The organism is Mucilaginibacter ximonensis (assembly GCF_042686265.1).
Taxonomy (GTDB): domain Bacteria; phylum Bacteroidota; class Bacteroidia; order Sphingobacteriales; family Sphingobacteriaceae; genus Mucilaginibacter; species Mucilaginibacter ximonensis.
Map to the genome: position 1 here is coordinate 1,575,935 of NZ_JBHUPD010000001.1, position 16,343 is coordinate 1,592,277.

Annotated in this window: 14 protein-coding genes; 8 read left to right on the forward strand and 6 right to left on the reverse strand. The window is 42.5% G+C overall.

The genetic code is table 11. The features are described from left to right. Nucleotides 1–33 precede the first annotated feature (33 nt). A complete protein-coding gene (locus ACFS5N_RS07150) occupies nucleotides 34–1,932 on the forward strand; it encodes an OmpA family protein (protein ID WP_377183684.1) in 1,899 nt (632 codons plus the stop codon). Between the two features lie 49 nt (nucleotides 1,933–1,981). Here ACFS5N_RS07150 and recQ read toward each other — a convergent pair whose 3' ends face one another. Further along, nucleotides 1,982–4,174, reverse strand: coding sequence for a DNA helicase RecQ (gene recQ / locus ACFS5N_RS07155; protein WP_377183896.1), 2,193 nt, complete (start codon nucleotides 4,172–4,174; stop codon nucleotides 1,982–1,984). 250 nt (nucleotides 4,175–4,424) lie between these two features. Between recQ and ACFS5N_RS07160 the strand changes: the two genes are divergently transcribed. Then, the gene (locus ACFS5N_RS07160; RefSeq protein WP_377183686.1) at nucleotides 4,425–5,510 is read left to right on the forward strand and encodes a mannose-1-phosphate guanylyltransferase; all 1,086 of its coding nucleotides are present in this window, start codon (nucleotides 4,425–4,427) and stop codon (nucleotides 5,508–5,510) included. A gap of 145 nt (nucleotides 5,511–5,655) precedes the next feature. Here ACFS5N_RS07160 and rlmB read toward each other — a convergent pair whose 3' ends face one another. Then, nucleotides 5,656–6,417 carry a 23S rRNA (guanosine(2251)-2'-O)-methyltransferase RlmB gene (gene rlmB, locus ACFS5N_RS07165; protein ID WP_377183688.1) on the reverse strand — a complete coding sequence of 254 codons (762 nt, stop codon included), beginning with the start codon at nucleotides 6,415–6,417 and terminating at the stop codon, nucleotides 5,656–5,658. Between the two features lie 324 nt (nucleotides 6,418–6,741). On the opposite strand from rlmB, the gene dnaB reads away from it, so the two are divergent. Beyond that, the gene (gene dnaB, locus ACFS5N_RS07170; RefSeq protein ID WP_377183690.1) at nucleotides 6,742–8,301 is read left to right on the forward strand and encodes a replicative DNA helicase; all 1,560 of its coding nucleotides are present in this window, start codon (nucleotides 6,742–6,744) and stop codon (nucleotides 8,299–8,301) included. Between the two features lie 11 nt (nucleotides 8,302–8,312). Here dnaB and ACFS5N_RS07175 read toward each other — a convergent pair whose 3' ends face one another. The 3 genes from ACFS5N_RS07175 to ACFS5N_RS07185 all read right to left on the reverse strand — a co-directional run bounded on the left by ACFS5N_RS07175 (nucleotide 8,313) and on the right by ACFS5N_RS07185 (nucleotide 10,818). Further along, complete coding sequence (locus ACFS5N_RS07175) at nucleotides 8,313–8,936, reverse strand: DUF2306 domain-containing protein (RefSeq protein WP_377183693.1); 624 nt, start codon at nucleotides 8,934–8,936, stop codon at nucleotides 8,313–8,315. A gap of 259 nt (nucleotides 8,937–9,195) precedes the next feature. Further along, nucleotides 9,196–10,395 (reverse strand): chromate efflux transporter, encoded by a 1,200-nt coding sequence (chrA, locus tag ACFS5N_RS07180; protein ID WP_377183695.1) that lies wholly within the window; start codon nucleotides 10,393–10,395, stop codon nucleotides 9,196–9,198. An 84-nt stretch (nucleotides 10,396–10,479) separates the two neighbouring features. Further along, entirely contained in the window at nucleotides 10,480–10,818 is a 339-nt protein-coding gene (locus tag ACFS5N_RS07185; RefSeq protein WP_377183697.1) for a tetratricopeptide repeat protein, read from the reverse strand. 46 nt (nucleotides 10,819–10,864) lie between these two features. On the opposite strand from ACFS5N_RS07185, the gene ACFS5N_RS07190 reads away from it, so the two are divergent. The 5 genes from ACFS5N_RS07190 to ACFS5N_RS07210 all read left to right on the forward strand — a co-directional run bounded on the left by ACFS5N_RS07190 (nucleotide 10,865) and on the right by ACFS5N_RS07210 (nucleotide 15,732). Then, nucleotides 10,865–11,602, forward strand: coding sequence for an electron transfer flavoprotein subunit beta/FixA family protein (locus ACFS5N_RS07190; RefSeq protein ID WP_377183699.1), 738 nt, complete (start codon nucleotides 10,865–10,867; stop codon nucleotides 11,600–11,602). A gap of 16 nt (nucleotides 11,603–11,618) precedes the next feature. Next, a complete protein-coding gene (locus tag ACFS5N_RS07195; protein WP_377183701.1) occupies nucleotides 11,619–12,596 on the forward strand; it encodes an electron transfer flavoprotein subunit alpha/FixB family protein in 978 nt (325 codons plus the stop codon). Between the two features lie 22 nt (nucleotides 12,597–12,618). After that, nucleotides 12,619–13,224 (forward strand): bifunctional nuclease family protein, encoded by a 606-nt coding sequence (locus ACFS5N_RS07200; RefSeq protein WP_377183703.1) that lies wholly within the window; start codon nucleotides 12,619–12,621, stop codon nucleotides 13,222–13,224. Nucleotides 13,225–13,330: 106 nt separating this feature from the next. Continuing rightward, nucleotides 13,331–14,590: a nucleoside permease gene (locus ACFS5N_RS07205; protein WP_377183705.1), complete on the forward strand. Its 1,260-nt coding sequence runs from the start codon at nucleotides 13,331–13,333 to the stop codon at nucleotides 14,588–14,590. Nucleotides 14,591–14,628: 38 nt separating this feature from the next. After that, entirely contained in the window at nucleotides 14,629–15,732 is a 1,104-nt protein-coding gene (locus tag ACFS5N_RS07210; RefSeq protein ID WP_377183707.1) for a DUF3667 domain-containing protein, read from the forward strand. Here ACFS5N_RS07210 and ACFS5N_RS07215 read toward each other — a convergent pair. After that, complete coding sequence (locus ACFS5N_RS07215; RefSeq protein ID WP_377183709.1) at nucleotides 15,729–16,301, reverse strand: outer membrane beta-barrel protein; 573 nt, start codon at nucleotides 16,299–16,301, stop codon at nucleotides 15,729–15,731. The two genes, ACFS5N_RS07210 and ACFS5N_RS07215, sit on opposite strands and share 4 nt — an antisense overlap. Nucleotides 16,302–16,343 lie beyond the last annotated feature (42 nt).

Genomic DNA, 16,343 nt, shown 5'->3' on the forward strand with positions numbered 1-16,343 from the left:
CTAAATTAGCGTGATATATAAAGCGCTAACCACATGAAAAATGTAATACTTACATTTTTACTGCTTTTTCTTTCAGGTATTGCATTTGCACAACAGCCCTATTCCACTACCAACCAGGAGGCTATCAAGAATTATGCGCTGGCAAACCAGGCTATTGATGAACATAGTTTCCCGGAAGCAATTGACCTTCTTCAAAAGGCTATCAAAGCCGATGACAAGTTTGTCGAAGCCCACGCCTTGCTGGGTAACACCCTTCATCTAATTAAAAATAACAAGGCAGCTATTAATGAATTTAGAAAGGTTATTATCTTAAATCCTAATTTCAGCCGGGCCATATATATGAAAATTGCTGATATGGAGATATCAGAAGCCCAGTACCCGGAAGCTCAGGCACATTTGCAAAAATTCATGGCGTTACCTAACAATGCTGATGCTGACCGCGCCTATGCACAAAAGCTTTTAAAAGACTGTATTTTTGCTATCGATGCATTACAGCACCCTGTCCCGTTTAAACCCATTAATATGGGGCCCAATATCAACACTGCAGCCGATGAATATTCACCGGTATCAACCGCCGATGATAAGACTATTATTTTTACCAGGCAAATAGCCCAGAACGAGGATTTTTATCAGGCTAATAAAGTTGATAACCAGTGGCAGAAAGCAGTTTACTTAAGCGACCGCATTAATACACCTAATTATAACGAGGGTTCTGAATCGGTATCGCAAGACGGTAAGTTTCTATTTTTTACAGGATGTAACCGGCCGGATGGTAAAGGGCGTTGCGATATTTATGTTACCACAAAAAAGAACGACGACTGGGGCAAGCCATTTAGTTTGAGTCCGCCGGTTAATACCTCAGGCTGGGAGTCGCAACCGTCTATCAGCGCCGACGGGCGCACCTTATATTTTGTGAGCAACCGCAAGGGCGGTTACGGCGGGTATGATATCTGGAAGTCAACCCTGACCGATAAAGGCTGGAGCGAGCCGGAAAACCTTGGCCCTAATGTAAACACGCCTAATAATGAACAGTCACCATTTATACATCCCGACGACAGTACCCTTTACTTTTGCTCAAATGGCTGGCCGGGTATGGGTAACCAGGATTTATTTGTGAGCCGGTTAGCAAAAGATGGCAAGTGGCAGGTACCTAAAAACCTTGGCTATCCTATCAATACCAATGGCGATGAAAGCGGACTAAGCTTAACAGCCGGGGGCGCCTATGCGTTTTTTTCATCAAACAAGTTAGACGGCTATGGCGGTTTCGATATTTATACTTTTGAGATGCCGCCAGATCTGCGCCCGCATATGGTAACTTATGTTAAAGGTTTTGTTAGCGATGCTAAGTCACATCAACCTTTGGAGGCCGCTGTCGAGATCATCGCTTTAGAAAACAATCATCCGGTTTACCGTGACTTTAGCTCGGCCGATAAGGGAGATTTTTTGGCAACCATAACTGCCGGTAAAAATTACGGGCTTAACATATCCAAATCAGGCTACTTGTTTTACTCAGATAATTTCTCGCTGGTAGGGCATACTTCAAGCAACCCGTTTTTTATAACTGCTTTGCTGGAACCTATTGAAATAGGTAATAAAGTGATTTTAAAGAACATTTTCTTTGACACCAACAAATACCAGCTACAGCCCGATTCAAGAGCCGAATTGCAAAAACTGATTGAATTTATGGAGCTGAACCCTACGGTTAAAATAGAGATTTCGGGACACACGGATAATGTAGGTAACGATGAGTTGAACCAGACGCTCTCTGAAAATCGGGCTAAATCAGTTTATAATTTCCTCATCAGTGGCAAGATAGATCCGTCGCGAATGGTATTTAAGGGCTATGGCAAAACGCAGCCTATTGCCTCTAATGACAATGACGAGAACCGTGCGAAGAACCGGCGTACTGAGTTCAAAATTATTGCTAAGTAATCAGGACATATATTAATAAAAAAGAGAGAACTTTATTCTCCCTTTTTTATTAGTTCCCTAATTCTGACATGAATTTTATCCGCATCAATTGTACTTCTTCTCGGGTATAATCGTCGGCACCGAGTTCGGCCAATGCATCGTCAATCGAGTCAACCTCAGCAGTCTTGAAATAATCGAATACTTCATCCTGCTTATCTTCATCAATTACTTCGTCAATGTAATAGTTCAGGTTTAACTTGGTGCCCGAGTTAACAATAGTTTCCACCTCCTTCAATATCTCTTCGTAGGTAAGGCCCTTTGAGGCAGCGATATCTTCGAGATTTAAATGGCGGTCGATATTTTGGATAATGAATACCTTAAGCGCTGATTTATTGGCCGCGCTTTTTATCACCATATCAACCGGGCGGTCAATATCATTATCTTCAACATATTTTTTGATGAGGTCAATAAACGGAGCACCAAATTTCATGGCTTTGCCCGCGCCTACACCTGATATTTGCTTTAGTTCGTCCTGCGTAATCGGATAGTGGGTACACATTTCCTCTAACGATGGGTCCTGAAACAGCACAAATGGCGGCAGTCCTTTCTGTTTAGCCATTTTCTTGCGCAAATCCTTTAGCATTTGCAGCAAAGCCGTATCTAAAGCGCCACCGGCTTGTTTAGGGCCGTCTTCGCCATCCTCATCATCCCCGGCTTCAATAACACGGTTCATGATAAAGCGCAAACTGTGCGGATTATCGAGGAACGAATTGCCAAGCTTGGTTAAACGCAACAAACCGTATTGATCAATATCTTTTGACAGATAATTATCCAACAAGGCTTGGCGCAGTAATGATGTCCACAATATTTCCCCGTCTTCTTTACCCGTACCAAATAGTTCCAGCAAATGATGCTCATAACTGTGAACCTGTTGGGTCTCTACGCCCATTAATATATTGATGATGTGATGATCATCAAACTTCTCGCCGGTTTGCTTAATCAGATTTAAAACTTTGTGTAATTGGGCCTCAGCATCAAAATAAGTTTTGGGGGCACAGCAATTGTCGCACATGTTATTACAGCCGGCTTCGTTAAAATTCTCGCCAAAATAATGCAGCAACTGCTTGCGCCGGCAAACAGACGACTCGGCATAGTCAATAACCTCTTTTAATATCTGAGTACCTATTTCGCGTTCTGAAACAGGTTTATCCTTCATGAATTTCTGAAGCTTGTCAATGTCTTTCTGCGAATAGAAAGCTACGCACACACCTTCGCCGCCATCACGGCCTGCACGGCCGGTTTCCTGATAGTAACCTTCCATGCTCTTGGGCACGTCGTGATGTATTACATAACGCACGTCGGGCTTATCAATACCCATACCAAACGCAATAGTGGCAACGATAACGTCAACCTCTTCCATCAGGAATTTATCTTGGGTATCGGCACGTACTTTAGCATCCAAGCCTGCATGATAAGGCAAAGCCTTTACACCATTGAGTGAAAGCACTTCGGCAACCTCTTCAACTTTTTTACGGCTCAGGCAATATATTATGCCCGATTTACCCTGATTTTGCTTAACGTATTTAACAATCTCCTTAATGACGTTCCGCTTGGCCCGAACCTCATAAAACAGGTTAGCACGGTTAAAAGACGATTTATAAACCGTCGCGTTATTCATTTGCAGGTTTTTCTGGATATCCTGCTGTACCTTCGGAGTAGCGGTAGCAGTTAATGCGATAATGGGTATATCATCGCCTATATTGCTAATAACCTGGCGTATTTTGCGGTACTCGGGCCTGAAATCATGACCCCACTCTGATATACAATGCGCTTCATCAACCGCAACAAATGAAACATTATTGAGGCGTAAAAAGTCAATATTTTCCTGTTTGGTTAATGATTCAGGGGCTACGTAAAGCAACTTGGTTTTGCCGCTCAGCACATCATCCTTCACTCTTATAATATCGGCTTTGGTTAATGAAGAATTTAAGAAATGTGCGATACTGTCAGATCCGCCAAAAGCCCTGAGCTGATCAACCTGGTTCTTCATCAGTGCTATAAGCGGAGAAATAACAATGGCCGTACCCTCACTCATTAAAGCAGGCAATTGGTAACACATTGATTTACCACCACCTGTTGGCATGATTACAAACGTATCATTGCCGGCCAAAATGTTGGTTATAATCGCTTCCTGCTCTCCTTTAAAGTTATCAAAACCAAAAAAGTTCTGGAGGTTATCAAAGAGCGATTTTTTTGTTTCTATCATTATAGATACTCGTATTTATGATAAGACAATTAAAAGTTTAAAGTAACTAAAATTTATGAATAAACGGTAGATTTAGTTTAAAATTTTATACAAAAATGATTATCGGACAAAAAACAATTTGTTTATTTATTCTTTTATATGCTTAAGCAAATTGCGGCTAATTATATTACGCGGATTGATACTGAGTTAACAGATAATTACCACTTTTGCTATTGCTAACACCAAACTAAATTTCTACAATTACAACATGAATAAAAACTATTATGCCATCATTATGGCAGGCGGTATCGGAAGCCGTTTTTGGCCTATAAGCCGTACCTCGCACCCAAAACAATTTATTGATATCTTGGGGACGGGCAAAACACTTATACAGCAAACGTATGATCGTTTTTTAAAAGTATGCCCAAAAGAAAATATTTTTGTTGTTACCAACGAAAGCTATACTGAACTGGTAAAAACCCAGTTGCCAGACATGGCGGACAATCAAATTTTAACTGAACCGGTAATGCGCAATACTGCTCCTTGCGTTGCCTATGGCTGCTTTAAAATTGAATCTATCAATCCGGATGCGGCCATTGTTGTGGCCCCTTCAGATCACCTGATACTTGATGAGCCGGCATTTATCGCTACTATTGAAAAATCATTGCAAACTGCCGAGAAGCATCAATGCCTGGTAACGCTTGGAATCAAACCCTCGCGCCCTGATACGGGTTATGGCTACATTCAATATACCGAAAACGTGATTGACGGTGAGTTTCACAAAGTAAAAACCTTTACGGAGAAACCCACTTTGGAGATTGCCAAAACCTTCCTTCAAAGCGGCGACTTTTTGTGGAACGCCGGTATCTTCGTTTGGTCGGCCAAAGCTATTGTGAAAGCTTTTGAACAATACCTTCCGGATATGAATGATATTTTTGCCGAGGCGCGTCCGCACTACAATACCGAAACAGAACGCAACCATGTAAATCAGGCTTATCTTCAGTGTACCAATATATCTATCGATTACGGTATCATGGAGAAAGCTGATAATGTATATGTTATCCCTTCAGAATTCGGCTGGTCAGATCTTGGAACCTGGGCTTCGATATATGACCTGGCCGAGAAAGACTATGTAGGCAACGCCGTCATTCCATCAGAAAAAGTGATTATGTATGATTCATCAAACTGTATGGTTAACGTGCCCGACGAGAAACTGGTGATCCTTCAAGGTCTGCATGACTTCATCGTGGTTGAATCAAATAATACCCTACTTATTTGCCCACGCGATCAGGAACAAAACGTCAAGAAAGTGGTTGCAGATGTGAAGCAACAGTTTGGAACGAAATATATTTAGAGATTAGAGACTGGCCGGATTAAAGATTAGTTAGCCTATTACAACAAAAAAAGCGTTTGATATTCAAGCGCTTTTTTTGCTATATCTGAAACCGCGTCGTTGCGAGGCACGAAGCAATGACGCTTCAAAATGCAAGCAATACTAATTAATCTAACCTTTGCCTTATTGCTTCATAAAGTATAATGCCGGTAGCCACCGAAACGTTGAGCGACTCAATTTCCCCGTACATGGGTATCTTAGCTAAATGATCGGCAATGCGGATGATATCATTCCTTACACCATCTTCTTCTGACCCCATTATAATGGCCGTAGGCATAGTATAGTCAGGCTTGTAGATAAACTCCTGTGTTTTTTCTGTGCAGCAAACCAATTGCAGGCCGCTCTCCTGGATAAATCTTACCGTCTGCATAAAATTATCATGACGGCAAACCGGGATTTTATACAGCGCCCCCGCTGAGGTTTTAATAGCATCCGGATTAATTTGCGCTGACCCTTTAGCAGGCACTACTATGGCGTGTACACCGCTGCATTCTGCCGTACGGGCTATGGCGCCCATATTGCGTACATCGGTTATCGAGTCTAGGATGAGGATGAGCGGGGTCTCCCCTTTTTCAAATATCTGCGGAATGATATCCTCTATTTTTTGATAAGTAATTGGCGATATAAAAGCGATAACCCCTTGATGGTTTTTCTGAGTTATGCGGTTCAATTTCTCAACCGGCACCTGCTGGGCGACAATCTGATACTCCGCCAGTAATTCTTTCAGCTCATGAAGCAATCCGCCGCCTATGCCGCGCTGTATGTATAATGATTCAATTTCTTTACCTGATTTGATGGCCTCAATAACCGCGCGGATACCAAAAACTACCTGGTTACTTTCGCGGGGCTGTCTGTTGTTATTATACATTTGTAATATTTCCTAAAATACCAAAAGTAGCTATATTAATTGATTTGGCAGTTATTGAACCCAAGAGGCGTTCTGGTATTTTTTTAATAATTAACAATTGAAATGTTTATCCACACCAATTATAACTTCCTAAAAACCAAAAACTTAATAGCCTAATCAAATTTTAATCAACATTTTGACGTTGATAAGTTAAGCTTGTTAACAAGCCGCTGTTAATTATAAATAGTCAAATTATCAGACTGTTAATTACTAATACGCAACAAAAAAAACTTATCAAGGCTGCTCAACGCTAATCAGTTAATTTTTTGTATAATTTTGATGACCATGATTTTTGAGAACGATAACCAATATAACAAGCAAAACACCAACGAAAGGCGCAGCCGTTTTACTACGCCTAACCCAAACAGCGCACTGGGAAAACTCCCTCCGCAAGCTATTGATTTAGAAGAAGCTGTATTGGGGGCTTTGATGTTAGAGAAAGACGCGTTATCGTCTGTAATTGATATCCTTAAGCCTGAAGTTTTTTACAAGGATGCGCATCAGCGTATTTTTAAAACAATCCATTTGTTGTTCGAAAAAACGTCGCCGGTAGATATTTTGACGGTTACAGCTCAATTACGTGCCCAGGGCGATCTGGAAATGGTTGGCGGCGCATATTACATAACCGAGCTAACTAACCGTGTGGCATCGGCAGCTAATATTGAATACCATGCGCGTATCATTATTCAAAAATTCATCCAGCGCGAGCTGATCCGTATCTCAACAGAAATTATAACCAGCGCTTACGAGGACACTACAGACGTGCTCGACTTGCTGGACAAAGCCGAAAAAAATCTTTTTGATATCGCCCAAAATAACCTGCGCCGCGATTCACGTAAAATGGATGATATTCTGCGTGAAACCCTGAAAGAAATTGAGGCCCTGAAAGATAAAAAAGACGGCCTTACCGGTGTAGCCTCGGGTTTTACTGACCTTGACCGTATGACCTCGGGCTGGCAAAAATCTGACCTGGTGATCATTGCGGCTCGCCCGGCAATGGGTAAAACTGCTTTTGTACTTACATGTGCACGTAATGCGGCGGTTGATTTTGACAAGCCGGTTGTGGTATTCTCGCTCGAGATGTCGTCTGTACAATTGGTGAATCGTCTGGTATCGGGCGAGACCGAAATTGAGCAGGAAAAAATCCGTAAGGGAACTTTAGAGGAATGGGAATGGCAGCAGATTCACTCAAAAATCGGCCGTCTGGAACAAGCACCGCTGATTATTGACGATACCCCGGCTTTAAATATCTTTGAGTTCCGTGCCAAATGCCGCCGTTTAAAATCACAATACGATATCCAGTTAATTATTATTGACTACCTGCAGCTCATGCACGGCAAAAGCGCCGACGGCAAGGGCGGTGGTAACCGCGAGCAGGAGATCGGTAGTATCTCGCGTGCCTTAAAGTCGGTTGCCAAGGAGTTGAACGTACCGGTTATTGCACTATCGCAGTTGAGCCGCGCGGTTGAGAGTCGCCCAGGAGCGTCAAAACGACCAATGTTATCGGATTTGCGTGAGTCGGGTTCAATTGAGCAGGATGCAGATATGGTACTGTTCCTTTATCGCCCTGAATACTACGGCATGGAGGTTGATGAAGATAACAACCCAACCAAAGGCGTGGGCGAGGTAATTATTGCCAAGCACCGTAATGGTGAAACGGGCATTGTGCGACTGAAATTCGTTGGTAAATACGTTAAGTTCCAGGATTTGGATGGCGGCGACATGTTCCCTGATTCAGGAAGTGCATTTTCGGCTTTAGGTCCGTCAAACGATTTTGATAAGCCGAACAACTTTATTATCAGACCTTCAAGAATGGATGATATTGATGATGAGCCGCCGTTTTAACGAGATCCATTTTATTTGCGACTATACCTGATATACCATTCTGCAACAAGCAGGTGAATTGAGAATCCAAGCCAAAAAGCTGTTCCAAAAAACACCTGCGGACTGCTTCGGGTAAATAAAAACAACAGCACATTGATAAGGCGTATGGTAACAACCGCCAAACCGAGTATAAATGTCCTGATCATCCACTCCCGGTGAGCGTCGATATCCTTTTTAACAACGCTCCTAATTGCGTTAAACGCGTATAATAAAAAGATAAAACCAAAAAACACTGTAGCCGCGCCTTCGTTAAACCCGCCTATAAGTTTAATAACAAATGGCAAGGCCAATGCCGAACATCCAATTACAAAAGCGGCAGCTATAAATAACCAGCCAGCAAAACGATGATAGGATAAATATGAGCGCCTGATTTGAGGTATGAATTGAAACGGGCCTAATGACACGAACAGGGCACCGGCTATAATGTGTATATAGGTTATACACTGATGAATACCAAATTCAGCGTCCGGGTCGAATTTAAATGGCGGCTTTGCTACCGGCATACCATTTAACACCATAATTCTACGCGCCACCATAGCAAAACCAATAAGGCAAAATATTGACATCAAAACCCACTTGATCGATTTTTTCCGCATAAACTTTATGGGGCATAAAAATAATGCTGTCAATCAGTTACCTATAAAAATTTCGACATATCGGTTTTTTATCTCGACAAGCTTGGCAAATATAACCCGTTAGTCCAGTTTTGAAATCAGCGTGTTCAAACGTCGGTAACCGCTCGAAAGATCGAGAACGGGGTAAAAACTTGATCCGGGCGTTATCAAAATTTATAGGCATTATCTAGCAGACTTACCTTAGCCACACATATAGTTCCCCTTCAGTGGGTTAAGGGTGCTAAAATATCAACCCTAATAACACCCCTATCACAATAACTACGGGTGTCTTTATCCGTGTAAATTGCAGCAAGCAAAAGGTAACAATCATAATGGCGTAAGCTAATGGGTCCAAACCAAACGGTCGACTTAATGAGATGAGCGCCGTCGCCATAAAGCCTACAGCCACAGCATTAATACCACTTAATGAGTTTCTAATACGGGTGATCTTTTTCAAATCTTCCCAAAAGGGTACAATAAACAAGATCAGTATCAACCCGGGCGAATTGATACCGATAACCGCAATCAGGCTACCCAATATTTGCCCCCAAAAGCCAAAGCCCTGATTACCCATGGTTACGCCGCCCACAAAAGATGTAAAGCAAAATGTCGGTCCGGGGAGGGCCTGCTGCAGGGCATAGCCAGAGAGAAACTCGGCGCTCGAGAGGTAATGCTTCACCTCCACAAACTCGGTATACATCAGCGGCACCAGCACCTGGCCTCCGCCAAATATCAGGATACCGTTACGGTAAAAGTTCTCGAACAAACGTATAGGCAAACTGAATGGCGATGTCCGGTTAATAATAGCACCCAAAGCTGCAAAAGCTAACAGCACGCCAATAAAATACATTACCTTATTAGGATTCACGTTAGCAAATAGCTTAACGCGCAATTCGTTCTCCTGCGGTTGGGTTTCTAAAGCCGATGACACAATGCCGCCCAACATGATCAATATTGGGAAGGCATAAGCGTTTCGTAAAATCAGCGTTACTATAAATGAACCTATAGCCAGCATTGCGCTCACCCGGCTTTTTAAAAATCTGTTAGCGAAGGTGTATGTTGCGTAAGCTACTATTCCAACTGCCGCGGGCCTGATAAATTTGAGTACATCTACCATCCTGCCTCTATCGGCAAACATTTTATAACTAATGGCTGCCGCACACATAATAGCTGCCGATGGCAATACCCAAATCAAAAACGTCGCGATAGCGAGCCATAAACCGCCCACCTTCCAGGCTATGCCTACCAGGGTTTGGGTTGATGACGGTCCGGGTAATACCTGTGCCAGCGCGTTCAGCTCCATCAATTCCTCTTCGGTAATATAGTTACGCTTCTGCACAAACTCGCGCAGCATAACCGCAATATGCCCCTGCGGGCCGCCAAATGCACTCAATGTGTAAACGAATGCATCGCTCAAGAATAGTATGTGGCGTTTTTTCATCACCCCTCTTAATCTCTCCAAAGGGGAGAAACTATTAAAATATTTATAAAAAGCCCTCTCCCTCGGGGAGGGTTGGGAGGGGTATTAATAATCATCGTCATCATCCCAACCAATCAACTCACGGTAAACGCTCTGCAGTTCATTAAAAGCATGATTATCGCGCTTAGCTTTGGTTATTTCCATCCCTTTCTCATAGGTCTTAACAGCGTCGTCTTTACGGTCAAGCGCTTCGTACAATTTGCCTAAGTGGTAATAGGTGCCCGAGTATTGCGGGTGATTGGTCACCAGGTCCTCGTAATAGTAAAGTGCTTTATCGGCGTCGTTTAAACGGAGATATTCGGTAGCCAAGGCATATTTTAAAAACTCATCATTGGGTTCGTTTTTTATAAATTCCAGCAGCTTCTCTAATCTGTTTGTCTCCATTTTTAATCCCTGTCTTTTTTATCTAAATTTGTGAAAAACCTATGATATGGATATTCTTGTATGTATAAGTAATGTTCCGGATACCACGACAAAAATAACTTTTACCGATAACAACACGCAATTTAATACAAACGGGGTACAATTCATTTTGAACCCGTACGATGAAATTGCCCTTGCACGCGCTATTGAGTTAACAGACGGCGGTAATGGTACGGTAACCGTTATAAATGTTGGCGATGCAACAAGCGAGCCGACAATACGCAAAGCCCTTGCCATAGGCGCAACAGATGCCGTACGCATCAATTCTAAACCGCACGACGCGTGGTTTGTGGCCTACCAGATTGCCCAATACGTCAAATCCAAACCATTTGACCTGATACTGACCGGCCGCGAATCTATCGATTATAACGGCTCAAAAGTAGCCGCTATACTGGGTGAATTGCTTGACCTGCCGTCGGTATCTATCATTAAAAAGTTAGATATAGATGGTGATAAAGCTACCGTTGAGCGCGAAATTGAAGGTGGCAAAGAAATATTGACTATCCCCTTCCCTTTTGTGGCCGGAGCTGCCGAGGGCGTTGCCGAACCAAAGATCCCGAATATGCGGGGCATTATGTCGGCGCGTACAAAACCCTTGGCTGTGATTGAACCGGTTGAGGTAAAAACAAATTCGCAGATCATTAGTTATGAAACACCAGCGCCACGCGAACAGGTTACACTGGTGGCTGCCGATAATCCGGCTAAATTGGTTGAGTTGCTGCATACTGAGGCACGGGTTATTTAATTTAAGAGAAGATACTATGTCAGTTTTAATATATGCTGAAAATGCCGACGGCAAATTCAAAAAATCAACATTTGAAGCCGTAAGCTACGCCCGTGCCATTGCCGATCAAGGCAATACCTCGCTTACCGCCATCTCTATCGGCAACGTAGGTGCCGACGAGCTAAACACACTGGCCAAATATGGCGCTGATAAAATATTGAACGTCAGCAATGCCCAGCTTAAAAACTTTGTGAACCAGGCTTACGCTTCGGTTATTGCCGAGGCCGCCAAGAAGGAAGGCGCCGATGTCGTTGTATTATCCAACTCATTTTCGGGCCGTGGCCTGGCCCCGCGCATCGGCGTAAAACTGGACGCCGGCGTTATTGATGGGGCTGTAGCATTGCCTGAGCAAAACGGTGGAAAATTTACTGTTAAAAAGACCGCCTTTTCGGGTAAAGCCTTTGCTACCGTTGAATTATCATCAGCCAATAAAGTTATCGCACTTACACCCAATAGTTACAAGATAGTTGAGGTTGCCAAAGCGCCAAAGATTGAGGATTTTAGTGTGGACGTTAAAGAATCGGACCTTAAAACCATTTTGAAGGATATTGTACGATCGACCGATAAAGTTTCATTGCCTGATGCCGAGATCGTAGTTTCTGGTGGCCGTGGATTGAAAGGGCCTGAAAACTGGGCCATGCTTGAAGAACTTGCCAGCCTGCTGGGCGCGGCGACAGCCTGTTCAAAACCCGTATCAGACGCTGGTTGGCGACCACATAGCGAACACGTTGGACAAACCGGCATAGCTGTCAGCCCAAATTTGTATATTGCGGTGGGAATTTCAGGAGCTATACAGCACCTGGCAGGCATCAGTTCGTCTAAGGTTATTGTGGCGATAAATAAAGATGCCGAAGCACCAATTTTTAAGGTGGCCGACTATGGCATAGTTGGCGACGCCTTTGAAGTGGTACCAAAATTGATAACAGCTATTAAAGAATATAAAACCTCAGCATAAGCACGTTGCGATGGGTAATAATATGAAAAAAATAAAGCTTGATATTGTTGGTTTGTCTTATAGCCAAACCCAATCGGGCGCGTATGCGTTGGTTTTAGGTGAGGTTAGCGGACGTCGCCGTTTGCCAATCATTATCGGCAGTTTCGAAGCTCAGGCTATTGCAATTGAGATTGAAAAGATGACCCCTAGCCGTCCCCTCACCCACGATCTGTTTAAGAGCTTTGCTGAAGCTTATAACATTATGGTGCAGGAAGTGATCATTTACAACCTGGTTGATGGCATATTTTATTCTAAACTAATTTGCAGTGATGGCAAAAAAGTAATGGAGATTGACGCACGAACGTCGGACGCTATTGCCATAGCCGTGCGTTTTGAGTGCCCTATTTATACTTACGAGTTTATTCTTTCAAGCGCCGGTATTGTTATTGAAGGTAACGACTTTGTTTACCTGGAAAATATTAGCGAAACTCCTGAAGAAATACCTTCGGTAGCGCCGACAGCAACTTCAGGCTTCGGAGCACTCAGCATTGAAGAACTAAAGGCAAAATTACAAGAAGCGCTGGCTGAAGAGTCTTACGAAAAAGCGGCTAAGATTCGTGATGAGCTAAATCGTAGAAAAGAGTCGTGATTTAGTTGGTAACTTATCTCTAATCTCTCTTTTATTCTTTCCCTAAAATTCATTACTTTCAGATTTTGAAATTTTAACTGATCGTAATTGACTAATACCAGCCCGTATGAATATTAAGTTTCGCTTGATAGTGATGAATTTTATGCAATTTTTTATATGGGGGGCCTGGCTGCTTACCATAGGTGCATACTGGTTTCAAAACAAGCATTGGTCGGGCGCTCAATTTGGTATTATCTTTTCTACCATGGGTATTTCGGCTATCTTTATGCCGGCCATCACCGGTATTATCTCTGACAAATTTATTAATGCCGAAAAGCTTTATGGCATCATGCATATCCTTGGCGCCGCAGTGTTAGCCTGCCTGCCCATGGTCACTAATCCCACGACATTTTTTTGGGTAATGCTATTGAATATGGTGTTTTATATGCCTACACTTTCATTATCTATCACGGTAGCTTATTCGGCTTTAAAAAAGGCTGATATTGATGTAGTGAAAGAATACCCGCCTATCCGCATATGGGGCACTATAGGCTTCATTGCTGCTTTATGGGCGGTAAGCTTAACGCACAACGAAACCTCGGCTAATCAATTCTACATAGCGTCGGCAGTAGCTTTAGCTTTGGGTTTATATTCATTTACGCTTCCAAAATGCCCGCCGCTTTTAGGAAATGTCGATAATAAAACATTGGCGGGTTCATTAGGCTTAAACGCGTTTGCGCTGTTTAAGTCTTCACGTTTTGCGATATTCTTTGCCTTTTCGCTATTGCTGGGCGCGGCCTTACAATTAACTAATGCCTACGGCGATACCTATATTCATGATTTTGCGAAAATACCTGCTTATCAGGATACTATAGCCGTAAAATATCCGGCAATCATCATGTCTATCTCGCAGATCTCAGAAACTTTATTTATCCTGGCAATCCCGTTCTTTTTACGTCAATTTGGTATAAAGTATGTAATGCTGTTCAGCATGCTGGCCTGGGTGTTGCGCTTTGGCTTGTTTGCCTTTGGTAACCCGGCCGATGGTTTATGGATGATTGTTCTGTCATGCATTGTTTACGGTATGGCTTTCGATTTCTTTAATATCTCCGGCTCATTATTCGTAGAAACACAGGCATCTCCCGAAATTCGGGGCAGCGCTCAGGGCTTATTTATGATGATGGTAAATGGCTTTGGGGCTTTATTTGGCAGCTTTGCCAGTGGTTTGATCATTGACAAATTTTTCACGCTGTCAACAGGCGATAAAGACTGGCATGGCATATGGCTTTGTTTTGCAGCTTATGCATTGGTTATCTCGGTAATTTTTCCGTTTGTGTTTAAATACAAACACAATGCCGCATTGGAGCATGCTATAAAACACGCTTAATATTCACCTAATATCCATTTGTTAATTTTAATTAACTGATGAAAAAACATTATCGCAAAGAACAAGACTGCGCCAACTGCGGCACACACCTGGAAGGCAAATTTTGCCACGCCTGCGGGCAGGAAAACCTCGAGCTGCACGAAAGCTTTGGCCATATGATGAATCATGCCATAAGCGATTACTTTCACTTTGACCATCAATTTTTTCATACTTTAAAACCGCTATTTTTTCAGCCCGGTAAGTTGACGGTGGAATATATGGCAGGAAAACGGGTTCAGTACCTGCACCCGGTAAAAATGTACATTTTCATTAGTTTGGTCTTCTTTTTATTGTTTTTTCAGACAGACAAAAAAGAAGTTAAAGAAACTCATCACCCAAAAAATAAAAAAGAGCTAGCTACAGCTAATAAAAAGCTGGATAGCTTAATAAAAGATAATAAAACAAATGCGCTTGAAAAAAGCATATTGACCACCGCGAAAAACAATAACGGAGCCGTAACTATTACCGGCGATGATGATGACGTTATAGTAGGTACACCAAACGGCGATAAAAAGGTTCAAAACAATGTTACCTTTTGGGATGACGAGGACGAAACCGGGCATTCAACCCGCAAGCAGGATACTACCTATGAGCTTTACCAGGCCCGTCAAGCTAAACTGTCTCCCGCAAAAAGAGATAACTTCATGGTGCATTATATTCGAAAACGCGAATATGAATTAAACGGCAGCCATCAAAAAATTGGAGAGGTGGTGTTAGAAGGCCTAAAGCACTACACACCCAAAATGATGTTTTTATTGCTGCCTTTATTTGCCTTGCTGTTAAGAATTGTTTTCTGGAAAAATAAAAAATATTACGTTGAACACCTCATTTATTCGTTCCACTTTCATTGCTTTTTATTTTTGTTTTTGTCGATCATTATGTTGATCAAGCTCCTGTTTCCTCAATCGTGGGACGTTGGAGGTTACCTTGATTTTATTGCCACGATAGTTATTATATGGTACAGCTATCAATCTTTGCGGGTTGTTTATCAACGCTCTAAAGGAAGAACCATCACCAAGATGATAGGGCTGTTTTTAAGCTACTCATTTGTTTTCGCTATTTGCATGGGCTTCCTGGTGATGGCTGTAGCATTATTTGATTAAAATATTTTGTAAGCTAACGATAAGTTGAACAGGTTAATTTTTGTTGAACCAGTGCCATAACTTTGTTTGCTCAACCCTGCTTCATAACGTAAATCGACCGACACGCTCCGAATGTCAATACCTGCACCTACGTTCCAGGCATAATTTTGGTCTTTATAATTCAGATGTGCAATATTACCGGCTGCAGTGCCATAATTTTGATCTTTATTAATAGCAAACGACACCAACGGGCCGGTGTAAAACCTTGCGCCTAAACCAAACGCGCCAATTTTGCCGCCAAATAATAAAGGCACATCAACACTGGTAAATTTTTGTTTAACACCATCAACCGTTACATTCTTGCCGGTAATATAAGCCTCGGGCTGAAAATTAAAGCCCAATGCACCAAATCTCGCCCAAACGCCACCCAGGTATCCGGCCTGATTGCTGGCGTCAAAAGTTCCACTTTTTGAAATGCTGGTAAGATTCATACCGCCTTTAATTCCAAACGCAAAGCTGGGAATAACCTGTGCTCTAGAGGGCAAAGCTGTCGCAAAAACGACCGTCAGGATCAATAAGATTTTTTTCATGGTTTATGATTTGATTTATGAAGGGCAAAATTATAATTTTTT